The sequence below is a fragment of the Pseudomonas sp. LP_7_YM genome (genome assembly GCF_004364435.1).
Classification (GTDB): Bacteria; Pseudomonadota; Gammaproteobacteria; order Pseudomonadales; family Pseudomonadaceae; genus Aquipseudomonas.
On sequence record NZ_SOCT01000012.1, the window covers coordinates 42,380 to 60,260 of the forward strand.

Sequence of the window (17,881 nt, forward strand, 5' to 3'; positions counted from 1 at the left end):
TACCAGTAACCCTGCGGCCAACGAGGTTGGCGCAGTTTCTGAGAAAAACAGGAGTTACTCGTATGAAGAAGTTCGCTATCGCTGCTGCTACCGCCACTGCTCTGACCCTGACTCTGGCTAACGTAGCCATGGCTCAGACCTCTACTCAAGCTCAAGCGCCTATGACGGTTGCTTCAGGCGAAGTCAATAAAACTAAAGAAGCCACTGCTGACACCTGGATCACTACCAAAGTCAAATCCGACCTGCTGACTGAGAAAGGCATCCCAGGTTCCGATATCAAGGTTGAGACCAACAAAGGCGTGGTTTCCCTGTCGTCGACCGTCGCTGTCACTGATGCTCAAAAGGCTACCGCCGTTGCTATCACCAAGAAAATCAAAGGCGTAAAAGCCGTTTCGGCTGACGGCCTGAAAGCTGAGTAATCAATTTCCAGGAACCGTACGAACGGGCGATTGAAGGCCAGGGAGGTCGTCAGTCGATCGATTGAAGGTTCATGCGAAGGCCACAAGGATGTGGCCATTACAAGCCCTGGCGCTCGCGTCGGGGCTTGTTTTATTCAGGGGCTGGCTAACTCAAGCGAAATGAACGCAGCCTGTGTCGCAGCATGAAGCGACCCTGTTACAGATGCATTCTGCCGAGTCATCAGTGCCTCACGACACTTCTGCAAAATCACTCAGCACATCGTCACGCAGCGCAATGAACCGCGCATCGCTGCGATTGCGTGGGCGTGGCAAGTCGATGTCGAGGATGCGCCGAATCCGCCCCGGATGCGGTTGCATGACCACCACACGATCACCCAGATACACCGCCTCATCCACATCATGGGTCACGTGGACCATGGTGATTTTTTCCTGCTGCCAGATGTTCTGCAGTTCGCGTTGCAGGCGAGTGCGGGTCAATGCATCGAGCGCGCCGAAAGGCTCGTCCAGTAACAACACACTGGGACGATTCACCAAGCCGCGGGCGATTGCCACGCGTTGCGCCATGCCGCCGGAAATCTGATGCGGATAGGACTCGGTGAAGTCCTGGAGACCCACCAGATGAATATGCTCGCGTACGGTTTCGCGCTTTTGCGCAGGTGTCAGCGGCGCGTTTTTCAACCCCACGGCGACGTTCTGTTCCACGGTCAGCCACGGGAACAGACGATGATCCTGAAACACGATGCCGCGCTCAAGCCCCGTGCCCTTGATCGGTCTGTCATCGAGCAGGAGGCGCCCGTCGAATTCCTCATCAAGCCCCAGAATCAGCCGCAGCAGGGTCGATTTGCCGCAACCGCTGGCGCCGACGATGGTAATGAATTCGCCAGGAGCGATGTCCAGCTGAATGTTGTCCAGCACGTGCAGCGGCGTGTCGTTGCCGGTGCCGGAGAAGTGCTTGCTGATGTGCTCCAGACGCAGCCCGTTGCCTTGCGGTGTTGAAAGGGGAAGCGGTTGACTGGCAGACATGGTGGATTCCTTTGAATGCGTAATGGTCGAGAGGAAAGACTAGCGAGGTGCGATGCCGTACAGCCGTTGCATACGACGCTCCAGTCGGCGTGCCAGAACGTTTAGCCCCCAACCGACCAGCCCGATGATGACCATGCCGAACAGCACCAGATCCATCATGAAATGCTCGCTGCCGTCGATCAGCGTGTTGCCGATGCCGTCGCCTGAGACCAGCAGGTATTCAGCGCCGATGGTGGCAAGCCATGAGTACACCAGCGCCAGATAAATCCCGGTAAAGATCGAAGGCAGCGCTGCGGGCAGCATCACCCCGACGATGGTTTGCCAGCGACTGAAGCCATACACCTTGGCCACTTCCACAAACGCGTTGGGTACGTTGCGCAGACCGTCGCAGGTGTTGACCACCACGGGCACCAGTGCCGCCAGAGAAAGAAAGACCACCTTGGCCACGTCACCCAGGCCGAACCACACCGAAATCAGCGGGATCCAGGCGAACAACGAAATCTGCTTGAACGTATTGAAACTTGGTCCCACCAGCCGCTCGAACAATCGCGAGAAGCCCAGCAGGCAGCCGAGGACCAGGCCCAGTACAGTGCCGATGAAAAAGCCGCTGAGGTCGCGTGCCAGACTCGACGAAATCGCCCGCCAGAACTGGCCAGAAGTCACCTGTTCCCAGGCGGTAACCGCGACCGTCTGCGGCGACACCAGCAGGCCCGAATCACTCCAGCCCTGGTTCGCCGCCAGCCACCAAAGGGCGACACCTGCCACGGGCACGACCCAGCCGCGATAGCGATGTTGCCCAGAGGTGGGTGTGACTGCCAATGAACTCATGCCAATCTCCCCGGCGTCACTGTCCGACCCTTGTTGAGACGCCGCTCGATGACTTCGAACCCACGATCGATCAACAGCCCGACGGTGCCGACCACTACAACCGCCGCCATCACCAGATCCAGCTGAAACAACTGACGTCCGTAAGCAATCAGATAGCCCAGGCCTTCACTGGAGGCGAGCAGCTCGACCACCACCAGCGACAGCCAGGCTTTGGTGAAGCCCAGGCGCAGCCCGGTGAAGATCGGCGCAATCGCGCATGGCAGGACGATGTCGGTGACGATCTGACGCTGACTGAAGCCGTAAGCCTGACCCACTTCCAGCAGGCGCTTGGGCGCTTGATTAAACGCCTGCAAGGTACACAGGGTGACCGGCACTAGCGCTGCATGGGCGATAAGTACGTATTTTAAGGGCTCGCCGATGCCGAACAGCAGCAGGGCGAAGGGCATCCAGCCCAACACCGGGATCTGCACCAGTGCGTTGAAGGTGGGCAGCAGGTAGTCCTCGACGGTCTTCGACAGCCCCATGCACAGCCCCAGCGTTACACCAAGCCCGGAGCCGATCAGAAAACCCGCCAGTACCCTTTGCAGACTGGCCGAGGCGTTGAGCCAAAGATCGCCGGTGGTGAACAGATCCGTCAGCGTTTGATAGACGTAAGCTGGCGGCGGCAGTACCTGCTCGGAAAGCCATCCGCGCTCGGTGCCCAGATACCAGAGGCCCAGCAGCGCGGCGGGCAGCAGCCACGACAGCGCGAGGTTCAGCGTGCGGATTTGCCAGGCTTTACGAGGACGCGCAGCAGTGGCCACGCGCCGTGGCGGGCGAGCCGGGACGTTAGGCAGACGTTCCACAGGCGCCAGTGTCTTGGCTGGCGACTGTCGTGGATCGAGCGCGGTTGCGGTGGCTCTGGCCATGGCATCAGCCTCCGTTGTTGAGGGTTTTGTCCGATGACGCCGTCGCGTTGTTCGCGGGTGCCTTGCCGTCCGCGCCATAGGCTGTCCAGTAATGCTCAAGGCCTTTGGCTTTCAGCGCGTTTTCCAGGTATTTGGTTTCGAACCAGCCGTCGATGGTCACCGGACGGCGAATCATCTTCTCGTCCTTGGCCTGATCGGCGACTGCCTGATAACGCGTGCGCAGGAATTCATCCACCAATGGCGAGGCACTGTCGCGCAAGGTGATATGCCCGAAATCGGCCTTGAGCGAGGCCAGCGGTTCGTTGGTCTTGGCCCACTCGCTGAGCACGGCGTCGCGGTTGCTCTCTTCGGACTCCCATTTGGCGGCATCAACCAAGGTGTTGATCACCTTCTGCACGTTGTCCGCGTGTTCCTTTTCATAGGCGCCGCGAACCACAAGAGCGCACTGGCGGGTGTAGCGTACGTCGTTGTTCGGGTTATCGAAGATGATGTCCGCAAGCCCCTGATCGCGCAGCTTGAACAGCTCACGACCGCCGAATGCGGCATCGACTCCTTTAGACGCGAGGGCGGCCTGGCTGCTGCCGCTGTCGAGGTTGATCACTTTCAAATCGCGTTCGGTCAGACCGTGATCGGCCAACAGGTTGATCGACACCAGATGGCCGTTGGTGCCCCGGAACACTGCGACTTTCTTGCCCTTGAGGTCTTCGATGGTCTTGATGTCCGAGCCTTTCGGCACTGCCAGGTACACGTTGGAGCGCACACCGATGGCGGCCAGCAGTTTGGTGTCCAGGCCGTTGGCACGCCCGACTACTTGCGGCAGGTCGCCTTCGTAGGCGAAATCCAGCTGCTGATTCGAGAGCGCCTCGTTCACCGCAGGGCCTGCGCCCTTGAAGAAAAACCATTGAATTTCGGTGCCGGTGCCCTCGAAGGCTTTTTCCAGAAGCTGCTGGTTGCGCACGATGCCCAAGGGCGAGCCGCTGAAGGTAACCGGATCGCCGCCCCCCGCGCTGGCCACGCCAATGCGCAGCACGTCGGCCTCGGCCAAGGGCACCATCAGCAGCGCCGCCAGTGCGGTAGCTACACTTTTCGTACTCAATACAGAGGGGCGCTTGGTCTTTGCCATGACGTTTTTTCCTTGAGAATTGAGCGACGGGGAGTCAGGCGGCCAGATGCTTTTTGTCGGCTTCTGTCGGCGGGGAAAGGGTGTCGGAGGTGGGCTTGATCGCCTGGCTCGCGCGTCCATCGACGCCTACCGGGATGTCGCCGGCCACGGTTGTGCGACGCACGATACGTTCAGCGTTGCCGTAGTCGTTGATTGCGATGTGCTGAGTAGCGCGGTTGTCCCAGATCACCACATCGCCCTCGCTCCAGCGCCAGCGTACGGTGTTGTCCAGATGAGTGATGCGGTCGTGGAACAGGCGGATCAGTTGTTTGGAATCATTGCTGCTGAGACCTTGAATCTGTTTGACGAAGTGCCCGAGCAGCAGGCTGCGCTCGCCGGTTTCGGGATGCACGCGTACCAGCGGATGTTCGGTTTCGTAAACCTGCGCAGTGAACTGCTCGCGATAGCGCTTTACCCCGGCATCGCCGGTGTCTCGCGGCGCCGCGTAATCGTAGAGATTGGTGTGCAAGGCCCGCAGACTGTCCGCCAGCGTCTTCAGTGGCGCAGGCAGGTCGGCGTATGCGGCAGCTGTGTTGGCCCATACGGTATCGCCGCCGTAGGGAGGAATGACCACGCCACGCAGAATGGAAATCTTCGGGTAATTGGCGACGAAGGTGACGTCGGTGTGCCAGGAGTTGGCACGGGTCTCCCTGGCGTCCAGATGCAGGATGGCGTTGCTCTGCCTGGCAGAAGGTACGGTCGGATGTGGCACTTGATCGCCAAAGCGCCGGGAGAAGCTTTCGTGCTGCTCATCGGTGAGGAACTGCTCGCGCAAGAACAGGACCTTGTGCTCCAGCAGCGCGCGGTTGATGAAGTCGAAATCTTGCGTGTTGATATCACCGGAAAGTTTGATGCCACTCAACTCGGCGCCAATCCTGCCTGCTACGGGTTTGATCTGAATCGCCATGTCCTTCACTCCTGTTCAGGTTGTTATGGCTCAGATCATAAAGATATAAATCAGTGAATCGCTAATCACCTTTTGTCATAAATATAGAAGAGGAGTTTATGCAGGAGCTTTATGAAGATAACCAAACTTCATAAGGTTATTTCGGAATGGCAGGCGGTATCTTCTAACGCGATGCGATGAAAAAGCGGTCATCGCATGTTCATGAGGTGATGTCAGGGTTCACCTGGCAGATCCCTTGCCGAACAGCGGTTCTTCAAGCCCCTGAACGCCTGGCCGCAAGGCAAACACTCCGCCAGCCAGAGGCTGATCGCTGAGGTCTCCATCGGGACGAATCGAGGTCACAAACAGCGTGTCCAGATCGCGACCTCCGAAAGCACACATGGACGGCTTCTTCACCGGCACTGGCATGGAACGATCCAGTTTCCCTGCGGGCGTGAAACGGTGGACCAGGCCTGCGTCATTGCCGCAAATCCAATAGCAGCCATCGGCGTCCACCGCCGCGCCATCAGGACGGCCGGGATGTTGATTCATGTCGATGAACAGGCGGCGATTGTGCGGCGTACCGCTGTCGACGTCGTAGTCGAACACCCAGACTTTCTGCACCGAGGGGTGAGAGTCAGAAAGGTACATGAGCGCGCCGTCAGGACTGAAGCCAAGCCCGTTGGGTACGATCATGTCCGTAACGCTGGCGCTGAGCGCTTCACGTTGGCCGCTTGCGTAGCGATACAACGCGCCCACCGCGGACGTCTCGGCCATGTCCATGAACATCGTGCCTGCCCAGAAACGTCCTTGGCGGTCGCAGCGACCATCGTTGAAGCGCATGTTTGGCCGCGCGTGTTTGACACCCGCCAGCCGTTGCGAGGCGAGCGTTCCGTCCTCTTGCGGGCGAACGCGGAACAAGCCGTCCTCCATACCCGCCAGCCAGCTACCGTCGCCATAGCTGGCGACGCACGCCAGCATCTGCGGCGCTTCCCAGCTGCAAGCCTGATTATCCAGCGCACTCCAGCGGTTGAGTGTTCGCGCCGGGATATCCACCCAGTACAGCGCTTGCTCACCGGCATGCCAGACCGGACATTCGCCAGTAACGTTGCATGAGTCGAGGATCAGCTCAGCCTGCATGATGACCACCTGTGAGGTTCAAGAGGGCGGGACGGCCAACCTGGCCGGCCGCTTTCAACGCAGTTTCACTTGTCGTCGAACGGGCCTGCCGCCACAAACGCGCCACCCTGATAGACCATCAGCGGATCGTCCGACGCCGGCATTGGCTGCGCCTGGACCTTGGCACGGAACTGCTCGGAGCTGTCCTTGGGCTGGTAATCCAGATGATTAGCCAGACGGTTGTCCCACCAGACATGGGCGTTGTTGGACGCGCCGTACACCACGGTATGACCGACATTGGGGGTGAACAAGCCACGCTCGACCAACTGAGTGAGGTCGTCATAGCTCAGCCAGGTGTTCATCATCCGAAGGTTCTGCGCTTCGGAGAACGAGGAGCCGATGCGGATGCTCACGGTTTCAATGCCATAGCGATCAAAGTAGAAGCTGGCGAGATCTTCACCGTAGGACTTGGAAAGGCCGTAGTAACTGTCTGGACGCCGTGCAGCGCTGGCGTCGATGGTCTGGTCCTGGCGATAGAAGCCAATCACATGATTGGAACTGGCAAACACCACGCGCTTCACGCCGTGACGACGCGCCGCTTCGTAGATATGGAAAATGCCACAGATATTGGGGCCGAGAATGTCTTCGAACGAACGCTCCGTGGAGACGCCGCCGAAATGCACGATGGCATCGACGCCTTCGACCAGATGATCGACAGCGGTCTTGTCCGCCAGGTCGCCAATCTGCACTTCTTCATGCTCGCCAGCGGCGGGGGCCATTTCGGTGATGTCGGAAAGACGCAGGATTCGGGCATAGGGGCGCAGGCTTTCGCGCAGTACCTTGCCAAGTCCGCCAGCCGCACCGGTGAGCAGCAGGCGGTTGAACGGGGTGTGGGCACTTGATTGAGTCATCGTGAGCAAGCCCTGATTGAAATGTTGTTGTTATTGGTGTCATCCGTTGTCGTATGACATGTGACCGGATTATCCGCATTCGTTGCAAAAAATGTCAACGCGGTAAGGGAAGCATGCATGCCGTTTGACGGTTGTTGCGGACCTCCAGTTTCTCTGCTAATTTCCGGAATGTTAACGATGACATTTCCGGTTTAACAATAAAAACAACAGGATTTCTCGCCATGACAACTCGCCTCAAGAAGGGCTTCCCTGCCGTCTTTTGTTCGCTCGCTATAGCAGTAGCGTGCGCCAGCTTTACAACCGCCCACGCCGCAGACGCCAAAAACGCTCCGCTGAAGATCGGTGCCTCGTTTCAAGAGATCAACAACCCCTATTTCGTGACCATGAAGGACGCGCTGCAGGACGCCACCCGCAGCATCGGCGCGACGTTGCTGGTGACCGATGCGCGTCACGACGTTTCCAAGCAGATCAGCGACATCGAAGACATGCTGCAAAAAGGCATCGATATTCTGATCATCAACCCGACCGATTCGGTGGGTGTTCAGTCCGCCGTCAAAGAGGCTCACGACAAGGGTGTTGTGGTTGTTGCGGTCGACGCTCAGGCCAATGGCCCGCTGGATTCGTTCGTCGGCTCGAAGAACTTTGACGCAGGCGTTCAGGCCTGTGACTACCTGGCCAAAAACATCGGCGGCAAGGGCGACGTCGGTATTCTCGACGGTATCGCCGTGGTGCCGATCCTGGAGCGGGTTCGCGGCTGCAAGGAAGCATTGGGCAAGTACCCGGACATCAAAATCGTCAGCATTCAGAACGGCAAACAGGAACGTGATCAGGCACTGAGCGTGACCGAGAACATGCTCCAGGCGCAGCCCACTCTCAAAGGCCTGTTCAGCGTCAACGACAATGGCTCGCTTGGCGCACTGGCCGCCATCGAATCCAGCGGCATGGACGTCAAGTTAACCAGCGTCGACGGCGCGCCGGAAGCGATCAAGGAAATCCAGAAGGCCGATAGCAAGTTCATCGCCACCTCCGCCCAATACCCGCGCGATCAGGTGCGTCTGGCCCTGGGGCTGGCGCTTGCCAGAAAGTGGGGCTCGCAAGTCCCGGCCACCGTTCCCGTGGACATCCTCCTGGTGGATCAGGCCAAGGCCAAAACCTTTTCCTGGTAACCGGACTGTCGCTGCTTGCCTGATCGTTTGCGGTCCGGCAAGCACCGCCGATTCAAGCGAGTTTCTGCTTTGGCGAGGTGCCCATGAGCTGCCTTCTGCAACTGGAAAACATCTGTAAAAGCTACCCCGGCGTGCATGCGCTCAAGTCGATCAACCTTGAGGTCGAGTGCGGCGAAATTCATGCACTGCTCGGCGAGAACGGCGCGGGCAAATCCACGCTGATGAAGATCTTGGCCGGTGTCGAACATCAGGACAAAGGCAGCATTCGCATCAATGGCGCCGAGCAGCACTTCGCGACCTACAACGAAGCGGTGGCGGCGGGCATCGGCATCGTCTTTCAGGAATTCAGCCTGATTCCCTACCTCGATGCCGTGGAAAACATTTTCCTCGGTCATGAGATCGTTAACGGCTTGGGCTGGCTGCGTAAAAGTGAGATGCGTGAAAAGGCCATCGCATTGTTTGACCGTCTTGGCGTGAGGATCAATCTGGAGTGTTCGGTGCAGCATCTGAGCGTCGCCGAGCAGCAGTTCGTCGAGATTGCCAAAGCGCTGGCCCTTGAGGCGCGTCTGCTGATTCTCGATGAGCCGACCGCGACTCTGACGCCGTCCGAGGCCGAGCTGCTGTTCGACATCATGCGCGAGCTGAAAAGCCAGGGCGTGGCGGTGATTTTCATCTCCCATCACCTGGAGGAAATCTTTCAGGTCTGCGACCGCATCAGCGTGTTGCGCGACGGCGCCAACGTTGGCGCGTTGACCGTGGCCGACAGCGATATCGATACGTTGGTGGAGATGATGGTGGGTCGGCGTCTGGAGGCCAGTTTCCCACCCAAGCCAAGCCGGCCGCGCGGCGATGTGGTTTTGCAGGTGCGTGATATTCAACTGACCCGCAACGGCCCGCACAACAGTTTCACTCTGCATAAAGGCGAGATTCTCGGCTTTGCCGGGCTGGTCGGTTCGGGGCGTACGGAGCTGGCGCTGGGGGTGATTGGCGCGTTGCCGGTGATGAGTAAGGACGTACTGCTGCGCGGCCAGTCGGTCAATCTCAGTGACCCGGCCCATGCGCTGGCCAATGGCATCGGCCTGCTGCCGGAAAGCCGCAAGAGTGAAGGGCTGATCGTCGATTTCAGCATTCGTGAAAACATCTCGCTGAATAATCTGGGCAAGTACGAAGGCGTGGCGCATCTGCTCGACCGGCACAAGGAAGACACCACCACCGATGAGTTGATGAAGCAGCTGTCGATCAAGGCGCCCACCTGCGAAAGCCGGGTGCTCAACTTGAGCGGCGGTAATCAGCAGAAGGTGGTGATCGCGCGCTGGCTCAATCACCACTGCGACATTCTGATCTTCGACGAACCGACCCGCGGCATCGACGTCGGTGCCAAGGCGGAGATTTACACCCTGATGCGCACACTCACCGAACAAGGCTACGCGATCATCATGATCTCTTCGGAACTGCCGGAAATCATCGGCATGTGCGACCGCGTGGCCGTCTTCAACAAGGGCGCCATCGTCAATGTACTGGAGTCAACGGCCATCAACCCGCAAGAAGTGATGCGTCACGCCACCGGGAGTCTGAACAGTGAACACCTCCACTAAAACCATGACCGCGCAACCTGGCCGGACGAAGCACAACGTTGCCCGACTGATCCGCTCGCCGGCGCTTTATCCCTTTGTCGGGCTATTGCTGGTGACCGTCTTCATGATCTTTGCCAGCGACAAATTCCTCACCGGTGCGAACCTGGAAAACATCGCGCGCCAGGTGTCGATCAACGCGATCATCGCCGTCGGCATGACTTGCGTGATTCTCACCGGCGGCATCGATTTGTCGGTGGGGCCTGTCATGGCGCTGTCTGGCACGCTGACGACGGGGTTGATGGTCGCGGGTGTCCCTGCGCCCATTGCGATTCTCATTGGCTTGCTGGTGGGTGTGGGCTTCGGGGTGGGTAACGGTGTCTTTGTCGCCTACCTGAAAATGCCACCGATCATCGTCACCCTCGCGACCATGGGCATCGCTCGCGGCCTGGGCCTGATGTACACCGACGGCTACCCGATTGCAGGCATGCCGGAGTGGTTCGCCTGGTTCGGTCGCGGCACCTTGTTCGGTATTCAAGTGCCGATCCTGATCATGCTGCTGACCTACTTCGTCGCCTGGGTGTTGTTGCAGCACACGCGCATCGGTCGCTACGTGTATGCCATTGGTGGCAACGAGGAAGCTGTGCGCCTGTCTGGCGTGCGTGCTTCGCGCTTCAAGCTGCTGGTGTATTCGATCAGCGGCCTGACGGCGGCGATTGCCGGGCTGGTGCTGTCCTCGCGCCTGATGAGTGGCCAGCCGAATGCCGGGATTGGTTTCGAGTTGGATGCGATTGCTGCCGTCGTATTGGGCGGTGCGTCGATTGCGGGCGGACGCGGCGTGATCATCGGCACGCTGGTGGGCGCGCTGTTGTTGGGCGTGCTCAACAACGGGCTGAACATGCTTGGCGTGTCGCCGTACGTACAGAGCGTGATCAAGGGCGCAATCATTTTGCTGGCGATTTTCATCAGTCGGCAGCGGCATAAATAAGGCATGTGGCGGCCCTTTCATGAGCTTGCTCATGAAAGGGCCGCTGCAGTCACCAACGAATCGAAATTGAATCTGCGGCCAAATCAGCCGACCGAATAACCCAACAGGTGAACCGACATGGAACAAAACACAAAAACCACCATGCAAGCCGTCGTCTGCCATGCACCGAAGGACTATCGTCTGGAGCGCATCAGCAAACCCGTGGCCCGCGCCAATGAACTGGTGATTCGCATCGGCGCCTGCGGTATCTGTGCCAGCGACTGCAAATGCCATTCGGGGGCGGCAATGTTCTGGGGTGGTGAAAGCCCTTGGGTCAAGGCGCCGGTGGTGCCAGGCCACGAATTCTTCGGCTACGTCGACTCGGTCGGCGAGGGCGCTGAAGAACACTTCGGTGTGAAGCTCGGCGACAAGGTCATCGCCGAGCAGATCGTGCCCTGCGAGAAGTGCAGGTTCTGCAAATCCGGCAAGTACTGGATGTGCGAAGTGCACAACATTTTCGGCTTCCAGAAGGATGTGGCCGAAGGCGGCATGGCGCAATACATGCGCATTCCGAAGACGGCCATCGTGCACAGGATTCCCGAGTCGGTGTCGCTGGAAGACTCCGCGCTGGTCGAGCCGATGGCCTGCTCGATCCACACCGTCAACCGGGGTGAGGTGCAACTCGATGACGTCCTGGTGATCGCTGGCGCAGGCACGCTGGGCCTGTGCATGGTGCAGGTTGCGGCCCTGAAAACGCCGAGGAAACTGGTGGTCATCGACATGGTCGACGAGCGTCTGGAGCTGGCGAAGACATTCGGTGCCGACGTAGTGATCAACCCCGGCCGCGACAACGCGAAAGAGATTATTAACGGCCTTACCGATGGTTATGGCTGTGATGTGTATATCGAGACCACCGGCGTGCCGGTGGGTGTGACTCAAGGACTGGACCTGATTCGCAAGCTGGGTCGTTTCGTCGAGTTCAGCGTGTTCGGTGCCGAGACCAGCGCCGACTGGTCGATCATCGGCGACCGCAAGGAGCTGGACGTGCGCGGCGCCCATCTGGGCCCGTATTGCTACCCGATTGCCATCGACCTGTTCGAGCGTGGACTGGTGACCTCCGCAGGCATCGTCACCCATGACTTCGGGCTGGATGACTACGCCGAGGCGTTCGAACTGGCGAACTCGACGAAGTCGATCAAGGTGTTGCTCAAGCCTGCAACCGGGGTCTGAATGTGTGCCGCGCTTGATGCCGTCTGGCGAATGAATTTACACCCACAGCTAGAGTGCGCTCTCCTGTGGGTGCGGATTCATTCGCGATGATGCGCTTGGAGCGTCGCAGATCAGGTGGTGTATCCAACAACAAGAGAGCGCACAAAGATGGAATATGTCATCGGGGTCGACATCGGCACCCAGAGCACCAAGGCACTGCTGGTCGACGCTCAGGGCCGCATCGTCGCGCAGCACAGCCATGGCTATAAGGTCGACACGCCAAAACCTCGCTGGGCCGAACAATGGCCGCAGGTGTGGCTCGATGCCGTCCAGACCTGTGTCGCAGGCTGCATGCGCCAGGGCGGCGTGCCCAAAGACAGCGTCAAAGCCCTCTGCATCAGCAGCCTGTACGGCGGCTCGGGTATTGCCGTCGACGCGCAGGTCAAGCCGCTGTATCCGTGTCTGATCTGGATGGATCGGCGCGCCGAAGAGCAGGTCGGGTGGGTCAATCAGCATGTCGATCTCGAGCGGCTGCACGCGATCACCGGCAACTCGGTGGACAGCTATTACGGTTTCACCAAGATGCTCTGGCTCAAGGATAAACAGCCGCACATCTGGGCCCAGACGCGCTTGCTGCTGCCGCCCAACAGCTATATCAATTACTGCCTCACTGGCGAGATCGCAGTGGACCACAGCGCTGCTGGCAACATCGGCGGCGTCTATGACATCCAGGCGCGAAGCTGGTCAGCGGAAATGCTCGACGCACTTGGCATCCCGTCGTCGATGATGCCTGAGCGTCTGGTGTACTCCGGCGATGTGGTCGGCGGGTTGCTGGCTGAGTGGGCCGAATGCCTGGGGCTGTCGGCGGGGATACCCTTGCTCGGCGGCGGCGTGGATGCGGCCATGGCGACGTTCGCGGCGGGCGTGACCCAGGCCGGCAACCACGTGGCCATGATTGGCACCAGCATGTGCTGGGGTTACCTCAATCAGCAGGTCGATGCCCGGCACGGGCTTGTGAGTTTTCCCCACGTCTTCAACGGTGCGAAAGACCTCTATATCTTTGGCGGCGCGATTACCGCAGGCGCGTCGGTGAGCTGGTTTCGCGAACAGTTCTGTCAGGCCGAAGAGCAAGAGGGCCGCGAAACGGGTGAAGACAGCCACGCCATTCTCGAACGCGCCGCGACGCAGATTCCTGCAGGCAGCGACGGCGTGCTTTTCCAGCCCTACCTGATGGGCGAGCGCAGCCCGGTGTGGGATGCCAAAGCCAGCGGTAGTTTCGTCGGTCTCAACCTCTACCACACCCGTATTCACCTGTATCGCGCGGTGCTGGAAGGCGTCACCTTCGCCCTGCGTCACAACATCGAAGCTGGCACCAAAGGCGCGCAATCCCTGGACCCGCGACTGATCGTGGTCGGCGGCGCCAGCCATTCGGATCTGTGGATGCAGATCATCGCTGACGTCACCCACTTTCCGGTCTACACCATCGTTCAGGAAGTGGAGGCGGCCTTCGGTGCAGCGTTGCTCGCAGCCTACGCAGGCGGGCTGGTGGACGAGACGCAGGTGCATAAAGGCTGGGTGCAACTGCAGCGCAGGGCCGAACCGCAGGCCCACAACGTAGCGCTGTATTCACGCTTGTTCGCCGATTACGTGGCGCTGTATCCGGCGCTTAAACCCATCATGCATCGTCTGCAGGGAGCCTGACTGTGAATACCGCCCATTTCGATTTCAGCGGCCAGCGCATTCTGGTGACCGGCGCCAGCAGCGGCATCGGCTGGGAAGTCGCCCGGCAATTGCTCATCAGCGGTGCCCAGGTGTATGCCCTCGGGCGTGATCCAGGGGCGCTGCAACAACTGGAAGCCCAAGGCTGTCACGTGCTGCGCGTGGAGATCGGCGATCATCTGCAACTGACCGCATTGCTCGCGGATTTGCCAGTGATGCACGGTCTGGTCAATTGCGCGGGGATTTCCATTCTTGAAGCCGCCACAGACGTCAGCGCCGCCGCATTCGATCAGGTCATGACGGTCAATGTACGGGCGGCAGCAATGGTTGCGGCGAGTGTGGCGAAAAAGATGCTCGCGCAGGGCGTGGCGGGCAGCATCGTCAACGTCTCCAGCCAGGCGTCATTGGTGGCGCTGGACGATCACTTGAGTTACTGCGCGTCGAAAGGCGCGATGGACGCCATGACTCGTGTGCAGTGCGGTGAATGGGGTCGGCACGGCATTCGCGTCAACAGCGTCAACCCGACCGTCACCCTCACGCCCATGGCCATGATGGCGTGGAGCGAACCGAGCAAGCGTGACCCGGCACTGGCTGCGATTCCGCTTGGGCGTTTTGCCGAGACGTCTGAAGTCGCCGCACCGATTCTGTTCCTGCTCAGCAGCGCAGCATCGATGATCAGCGGCGTGTCGTTGCCGATTGATGGTGGGTATACCAGCCGGTAGTCATCAAATCAGGCGCTCAGTTGCAGGCCGTATGCATACCCACTGTGGGAGAAAATTGATTCGCGAAAAATGGTACGGGCGACAGGAATGCGGTGCTTGTACGATCCTTGGCGAATGAATTCGCTTCTACAAGTGCGGTGCCGATTGAGCCTTCAGTGTGGGTGAGCCTGCGCGGGGTCAGGCAGAGCAGGTGGACGCTGCGAGATCGAGCCATTCTCCAACCGTCCCACAATCACTACCTTCGCCTTCGGCAGATACCGGTCCTGAATCCGCTCGAACAGCATCTTCACCGCGCTGCTGCCGGCCAGGGATGCGTCGTGGGCGATGCAGGCGATGGGGATGCCGAAGATGTCGGCGAAAGGCAGTCGGTCGATGCCGCAGATGGGCAGGCTTTCGTGGGCAATACCGCAGTCACGCAAGGCCTTCATCGCCCCCAGCGTAATCAACTGGTTGAAACCGAAAATGGCATCCGGCAGCGGGTGCGCCTGCAGGAAATCGAGGGTGCTTTGATAGGCCGGTTGCAGCGTGTAATCCCCGGCGAACACATCCAGTTGCACCTGTTTGCCGCTTTGCGTCAGCGCCGCTTTCACGCCCTTGAGGCGCTCTTCGGAGATCCGCGAATGCGCAGGCCCGGTCAATACCAGCAGGCGTTTCATCTGCGGATTTGTGGCCAGCAGATACCCCGCACCTTTCAGGCCGCTGTGGTAGTTGTCCAGCACCACGTGGCTGAACGGGCTGTCGTGCAATGCACGGTCCAGTTGCACCACGGGAATATCGCCATTGCTCAGGCGGCTCAGATAACCGGGCTGATAAGTCGGCTCGTCGGACACCGGCGACAACACGATCCCCGCCACCCGGTAACCGAGCAGGGTGTCCACCGCCTTGCGCTCCAGCTCCTGCGAACTGTCGGTGTCCACCAGCATGATGGTGTAGCCATGCTTTTTCGCTTCGCGGGAAATGGCTTTGATCATCTCGCTGTAGAACGGGTTGTCCACAGAGGCGGTAATGACGCCGATGATCATGCTCTCGCTGCGCTTGAGACTGCGGGCAAATGCATTGGGCACGTAATCCAGTTCCTCGGCCACTTCCAGGATGCGCGCCAGGGTCGCGGGCTTGACCAGATCGGGTTTGTTCAAGGCCCGGGAAACGGTGACGGGGGTCATGTTCACACGCCGGGCGATGTCGGAAATGGTGACGGGGGTCTTTTTGCTCATGGACTTCTGGCGGCCTTGGATCGGGGCAGCGTGCGGGGCGGCCGCATTAGCGCTGAATTGGCCAAGGCTAGCACGGTTGGGGCGGCAAAGCGGCGAGTCAGGCGGGTCGGGTGTTATCGTTTTCATCGCAAGCGCGCGTGGCGCTGTCGGCGACGGGCATAACGCATCGAACGCAACGGTTTGTGCTGCGGTCAACTCGCTACTGCAGTTTTTCCGCCGTGCCCTGCGCAAAGCGCGAATAATGTGCACCCCTCTTAATTGGTCTGGAGAACTCATGACCTCGCCGGCTTCATCCTCTTCTCGCGATTTCTTCATCGCCGCTGCGGCGCTGTTGATCGCCATGCTCGGCACCACATTGCCGACGCCGCTCTACGCGATCTATCAGCAAAAGCTGGGGTTCGACGCGAGCTGGCTGACCCTCATCTTTTCCATCTATGCGGCAGGGGTGATCGCAGCGCTGTTGGTGGTAGGCAGTTGGTCGGACCAGCTGGGACGTCGGCCGCTGCTGCTGGCGGGGCTGTGCATGGGCGCGGTCAGTGCCTTGATATTCCTGTTCTCCGATTCGATTGGCGGTCTGCTGATCGGTCGGCTTTTTTCCGGGTTCTCGGCAGGCATCATGACCGGCACTGCGACTGTAGCGGTAATCGAGCTGGCGCCGAAAACCTGGAAGAACGCCACACTCATGGCCACTGCAGCCAACATGCTGGGCTTAGGGCTCGGGCCTTTGTTGGCAGGGTTCACCTCACAAAACCTGGCCGATCCCCTGCATCTGATTTTCTACGTGCACCTTGCGCTGCTGTTGCTGGCGGCGGTCGGTGTGGCCGTGATTCGCGAAACCGTGCAGCGCCCGGCACAGCTGAAACTGCGCATCCAGAAGCCCTCGGTTCCGGCGTCGGTACGCAGTGTGTTCATCTCGGCCTCGATCGCCGGCCTGGCCGGGTTCAGCGTTGCTGGGTTGTTCACCAGCATGGTGCCGTCGGTGATGATTCACATCATGCAGGTTCATGGCGGGCTATTGATTGGCGCGGTGATCGGGTTGTTTTTCGTGTCTTCGATCATTGGCCAGACGTTGCTGCAATGGTTACCCAAGGGGTTGCACATGACCCTTGGTTGCGTCGGTTTGATCCTTGGAATGGTGTGTCTGGGCCTGAGTATCGCCACCGCGCAACTGCTGCTGTTGGTCTGTGCCGGTCTCATGGCAGGCGTGGGGCAGGGCATGATTCTGCGTGCCGGCATGGGCGCGGTGACGGCGAGCAGCCCGCCGAATCAGAAAGCCGCAGTGACGTCAGCGTTTTTTGTCGTGCTCTACATCTCGATTTCACTGCCGGTAGTCGCTGTCGGTTTCAGCGTGCAGGCATTCGGTTTGCCGCATGTCGGTGAGTTCTTTGCCTCGCTGGTGGCAGTGGTGGCGTTGCTGGCGATGATCAGCATGAAGCGCGTACAGGCTCGTCAAGCGGCCATTACGCCGTCCGGGAGTTGAGCGATGGGGATAAAGGTCGGGCTGATCTCGGATACCCACGGTTTGCTGCGTCCCCAGGCGCTGGAAGCGTTGCGTGACTGTGATTATCTGATTCATGGCGGCGATATCGGCAAGCCGGGGATTCTCGACACGCTCAAACAAATCGCGCCGCTGACCGTCGTTCGCGGCAACAACGACACCGATGACGCCTGGGCCGCCGATGTGCCGTCCGAGGCCGTGCTGCGTGTGGGGTTGGTGGGGATTTACGTCGCCCACATCCTTGCCGACGTGCCCGACACATTGCCGCCGGATGTCCGGGTGGTAGTGACCGGGCATTCGCACAAGCCGCTGCAGCAGACACGCCACGGCATGCTCTTCATCAACCCCGGCAGTGCCGGACCTCGGCGTTTCAAGTTGCCGATTAGCGTCGGTATCCTGCACATCGACGGGCTCGACATCCGGGGCGAGCTGATTGAGTTGCAACCCGATTAGCCTGATACAAGAACTGTGAGAGCGAATTCATTCGCGAGACTTCGGTGCAGCTAACGCATCTCTATAGGCTGCACGATTTTCGCGAATGAAGTCGCTCCCACAGGGA

17 protein-coding genes are annotated in these 17,881 nt (G+C 59.7%); 9 read left to right on the forward strand and 8 right to left on the reverse strand.

Annotation, left to right across the window (positions count from 1 at the left end; translation table 11 throughout):
• Nucleotides 1–62: 62 nt before the first annotated feature.
• Nucleotides 63–419 carry a BON domain-containing protein gene (locus tag EC915_RS21025; protein WP_133752434.1) on the forward strand — a complete coding sequence of 119 codons (357 nt, stop codon included), beginning with the start codon at nucleotides 63–65 and terminating at the stop codon, nucleotides 417–419.
• 228 nt (nucleotides 420–647) lie between these two features.
• Here the strand turns inward: EC915_RS21025 and EC915_RS21030 are convergent, their stop codons facing one another.
• The 7 genes from EC915_RS21030 to EC915_RS21060 form a co-directional block, all read right to left on the reverse strand.
• Nucleotides 648–1,442, reverse strand: coding sequence for an ABC transporter ATP-binding protein (locus EC915_RS21030; protein ID WP_133752435.1), 795 nt, complete (start codon nucleotides 1,440–1,442; stop codon nucleotides 648–650).
• Nucleotides 1,443–1,481: 39 nt separating this feature from the next.
• Nucleotides 1,482–2,270, reverse strand: a complete 789-nt coding sequence (locus EC915_RS21035; RefSeq protein ID WP_133752436.1) for an ABC transporter permease — start codon at nucleotides 2,268–2,270, stop codon at nucleotides 1,482–1,484.
• Nucleotides 2,267–3,178 carry an ABC transporter permease gene (locus EC915_RS21040; protein ID WP_133752437.1) on the reverse strand — a complete coding sequence of 304 codons (912 nt, stop codon included), beginning with the start codon at nucleotides 3,176–3,178 and terminating at the stop codon, nucleotides 2,267–2,269. Before EC915_RS21040 ends, EC915_RS21035 begins: the two co-directional genes overlap by 4 nt.
• A 4-nt stretch (nucleotides 3,179–3,182) precedes the next feature.
• Nucleotides 3,183–4,301 (reverse strand): ABC transporter substrate-binding protein, encoded by a 1,119-nt coding sequence (locus EC915_RS21045; protein WP_133752438.1) that lies wholly within the window; start codon nucleotides 4,299–4,301, stop codon nucleotides 3,183–3,185.
• Between the two features lie 34 nt (nucleotides 4,302–4,335).
• Nucleotides 4,336–5,247, reverse strand: coding sequence for a TauD/TfdA family dioxygenase (locus EC915_RS21050; RefSeq protein ID WP_133752439.1), 912 nt, complete (start codon nucleotides 5,245–5,247; stop codon nucleotides 4,336–4,338).
• A 219-nt stretch (nucleotides 5,248–5,466) separates the two neighbouring features.
• Nucleotides 5,467–6,366: an SMP-30/gluconolactonase/LRE family protein gene (locus EC915_RS21055; RefSeq protein ID WP_133752440.1), complete on the reverse strand. Its 900-nt coding sequence runs from the start codon at nucleotides 6,364–6,366 to the stop codon at nucleotides 5,467–5,469.
• A 65-nt stretch (nucleotides 6,367–6,431) separates the two neighbouring features.
• Nucleotides 6,432–7,256: an NAD(P)-dependent oxidoreductase gene (locus tag EC915_RS21060; protein WP_133752441.1), complete on the reverse strand. Its 825-nt coding sequence runs from the start codon at nucleotides 7,254–7,256 to the stop codon at nucleotides 6,432–6,434.
• 221 nt (nucleotides 7,257–7,477) lie between these two features.
• On the opposite strand from EC915_RS21060, the gene EC915_RS21065 reads away from it, so the two are divergent.
• The 6 genes from EC915_RS21065 to EC915_RS21090 all read left to right on the forward strand — a co-directional run bounded on the left by EC915_RS21065 (nucleotide 7,478) and on the right by EC915_RS21090 (nucleotide 14,610).
• Complete coding sequence (locus EC915_RS21065) at nucleotides 7,478–8,422, forward strand: substrate-binding domain-containing protein (protein WP_133752442.1); 945 nt, start codon at nucleotides 7,478–7,480, stop codon at nucleotides 8,420–8,422.
• Between the two features lie 83 nt (nucleotides 8,423–8,505).
• Entirely contained in the window at nucleotides 8,506–10,017 is a 1,512-nt protein-coding gene (locus EC915_RS21070) for a sugar ABC transporter ATP-binding protein (protein ID WP_133752443.1), read from the forward strand.
• Between the two features lie 4 nt (nucleotides 10,018–10,021).
• Entirely contained in the window at nucleotides 10,022–10,981 is a 960-nt protein-coding gene (locus EC915_RS21075; protein ID WP_133752506.1) for an ABC transporter permease, read from the forward strand.
• A 117-nt stretch (nucleotides 10,982–11,098) separates the two neighbouring features.
• Nucleotides 11,099–12,190: an alcohol dehydrogenase catalytic domain-containing protein gene (locus EC915_RS21080; RefSeq protein WP_133752444.1), complete on the forward strand. Its 1,092-nt coding sequence runs from the start codon at nucleotides 11,099–11,101 to the stop codon at nucleotides 12,188–12,190.
• Between the two features lie 147 nt (nucleotides 12,191–12,337).
• On the forward strand, nucleotides 12,338–13,870 hold the full coding sequence (locus EC915_RS21085; RefSeq protein WP_133752445.1) for an FGGY-family carbohydrate kinase: 1,533 nt from the start codon (nucleotides 12,338–12,340) through the stop codon (nucleotides 13,868–13,870).
• Between the two features lie 2 nt (nucleotides 13,871–13,872).
• The gene (locus EC915_RS21090; RefSeq protein ID WP_133752446.1) at nucleotides 13,873–14,610 is read left to right on the forward strand and encodes an SDR family oxidoreductase; all 738 of its coding nucleotides are present in this window, start codon (nucleotides 13,873–13,875) and stop codon (nucleotides 14,608–14,610) included.
• 152 nt (nucleotides 14,611–14,762) lie between these two features.
• Here EC915_RS21090 and EC915_RS21095 read toward each other — a convergent pair whose 3' ends face one another.
• The gene (locus tag EC915_RS21095; protein ID WP_133752447.1) at nucleotides 14,763–15,824 is read right to left on the reverse strand and encodes a LacI family DNA-binding transcriptional regulator; all 1,062 of its coding nucleotides are present in this window, start codon (nucleotides 15,822–15,824) and stop codon (nucleotides 14,763–14,765) included.
• Between the two features lie 274 nt (nucleotides 15,825–16,098).
• Here EC915_RS21095 and EC915_RS21100 point away from each other — a divergent pair, with 274 nt between their 5' ends.
• A complete protein-coding gene (locus tag EC915_RS21100; protein ID WP_133752448.1) occupies nucleotides 16,099–17,304 on the forward strand; it encodes an MFS transporter in 1,206 nt (401 codons plus the stop codon).
• Nucleotides 17,305–17,307: 3 nt separating this feature from the next.
• Complete coding sequence (locus tag EC915_RS21105; RefSeq protein WP_133752449.1) at nucleotides 17,308–17,775, forward strand: metallophosphoesterase family protein; 468 nt, start codon at nucleotides 17,308–17,310, stop codon at nucleotides 17,773–17,775.
• Nucleotides 17,776–17,881 lie beyond the last annotated feature (106 nt).

Excerpts from the sequence above, each read along its gene's own strand:
- EC915_RS21025 (WP_133752434.1), top strand. The coding sequence starts at position 63 with ATGAAGAAGTTCGCTATCGCTGCTGCTACCGCCACTGCTCTGACCCTG.
- EC915_RS21030 (WP_133752435.1), bottom strand. The coding sequence starts at position 1,442 with ATGTCTGCCAGTCAACCGCTTCCCCTTTCAACACCGCAAGGCAACGGG.
- EC915_RS21035 (WP_133752436.1), bottom strand. The coding sequence starts at position 2,270 with ATGAGTTCATTGGCAGTCACACCCACCTCTGGGCAACATCGCTATCGC.
- EC915_RS21040 (WP_133752437.1), bottom strand. The coding sequence starts at position 3,178 with ATGGCCAGAGCCACCGCAACCGCGCTCGATCCACGACAGTCGCCAGCC.
- EC915_RS21045 (WP_133752438.1), bottom strand. The coding sequence starts at position 4,301 with ATGGCAAAGACCAAGCGCCCCTCTGTATTGAGTACGAAAAGTGTAGCT.
- EC915_RS21050 (WP_133752439.1), bottom strand. The coding sequence starts at position 5,247 with ATGGCGATTCAGATCAAACCCGTAGCAGGCAGGATTGGCGCCGAGTTG.
- EC915_RS21055 (WP_133752440.1), bottom strand. The coding sequence starts at position 6,366 with ATGCAGGCTGAGCTGATCCTCGACTCATGCAACGTTACTGGCGAATGT.
- EC915_RS21060 (WP_133752441.1), bottom strand. The coding sequence starts at position 7,256 with ATGACTCAATCAAGTGCCCACACCCCGTTCAACCGCCTGCTGCTCACC.
- EC915_RS21065 (WP_133752442.1), top strand. The coding sequence starts at position 7,478 with ATGACAACTCGCCTCAAGAAGGGCTTCCCTGCCGTCTTTTGTTCGCTC.
- EC915_RS21070 (WP_133752443.1), top strand. The coding sequence starts at position 8,506 with ATGAGCTGCCTTCTGCAACTGGAAAACATCTGTAAAAGCTACCCCGGC.
- EC915_RS21075 (WP_133752506.1), top strand. The coding sequence starts at position 10,022 with ATGACCGCGCAACCTGGCCGGACGAAGCACAACGTTGCCCGACTGATC.
- EC915_RS21080 (WP_133752444.1), top strand. The coding sequence starts at position 11,099 with ATGGAACAAAACACAAAAACCACCATGCAAGCCGTCGTCTGCCATGCA.
- EC915_RS21085 (WP_133752445.1), top strand. The coding sequence starts at position 12,338 with ATGGAATATGTCATCGGGGTCGACATCGGCACCCAGAGCACCAAGGCA.
- EC915_RS21095 (WP_133752447.1), bottom strand. The coding sequence starts at position 15,824 with ATGAGCAAAAAGACCCCCGTCACCATTTCCGACATCGCCCGGCGTGTG.
- EC915_RS21100 (WP_133752448.1), top strand. The coding sequence starts at position 16,099 with ATGACCTCGCCGGCTTCATCCTCTTCTCGCGATTTCTTCATCGCCGCT.
- EC915_RS21105 (WP_133752449.1), top strand. The coding sequence starts at position 17,308 with ATGGGGATAAAGGTCGGGCTGATCTCGGATACCCACGGTTTGCTGCGT.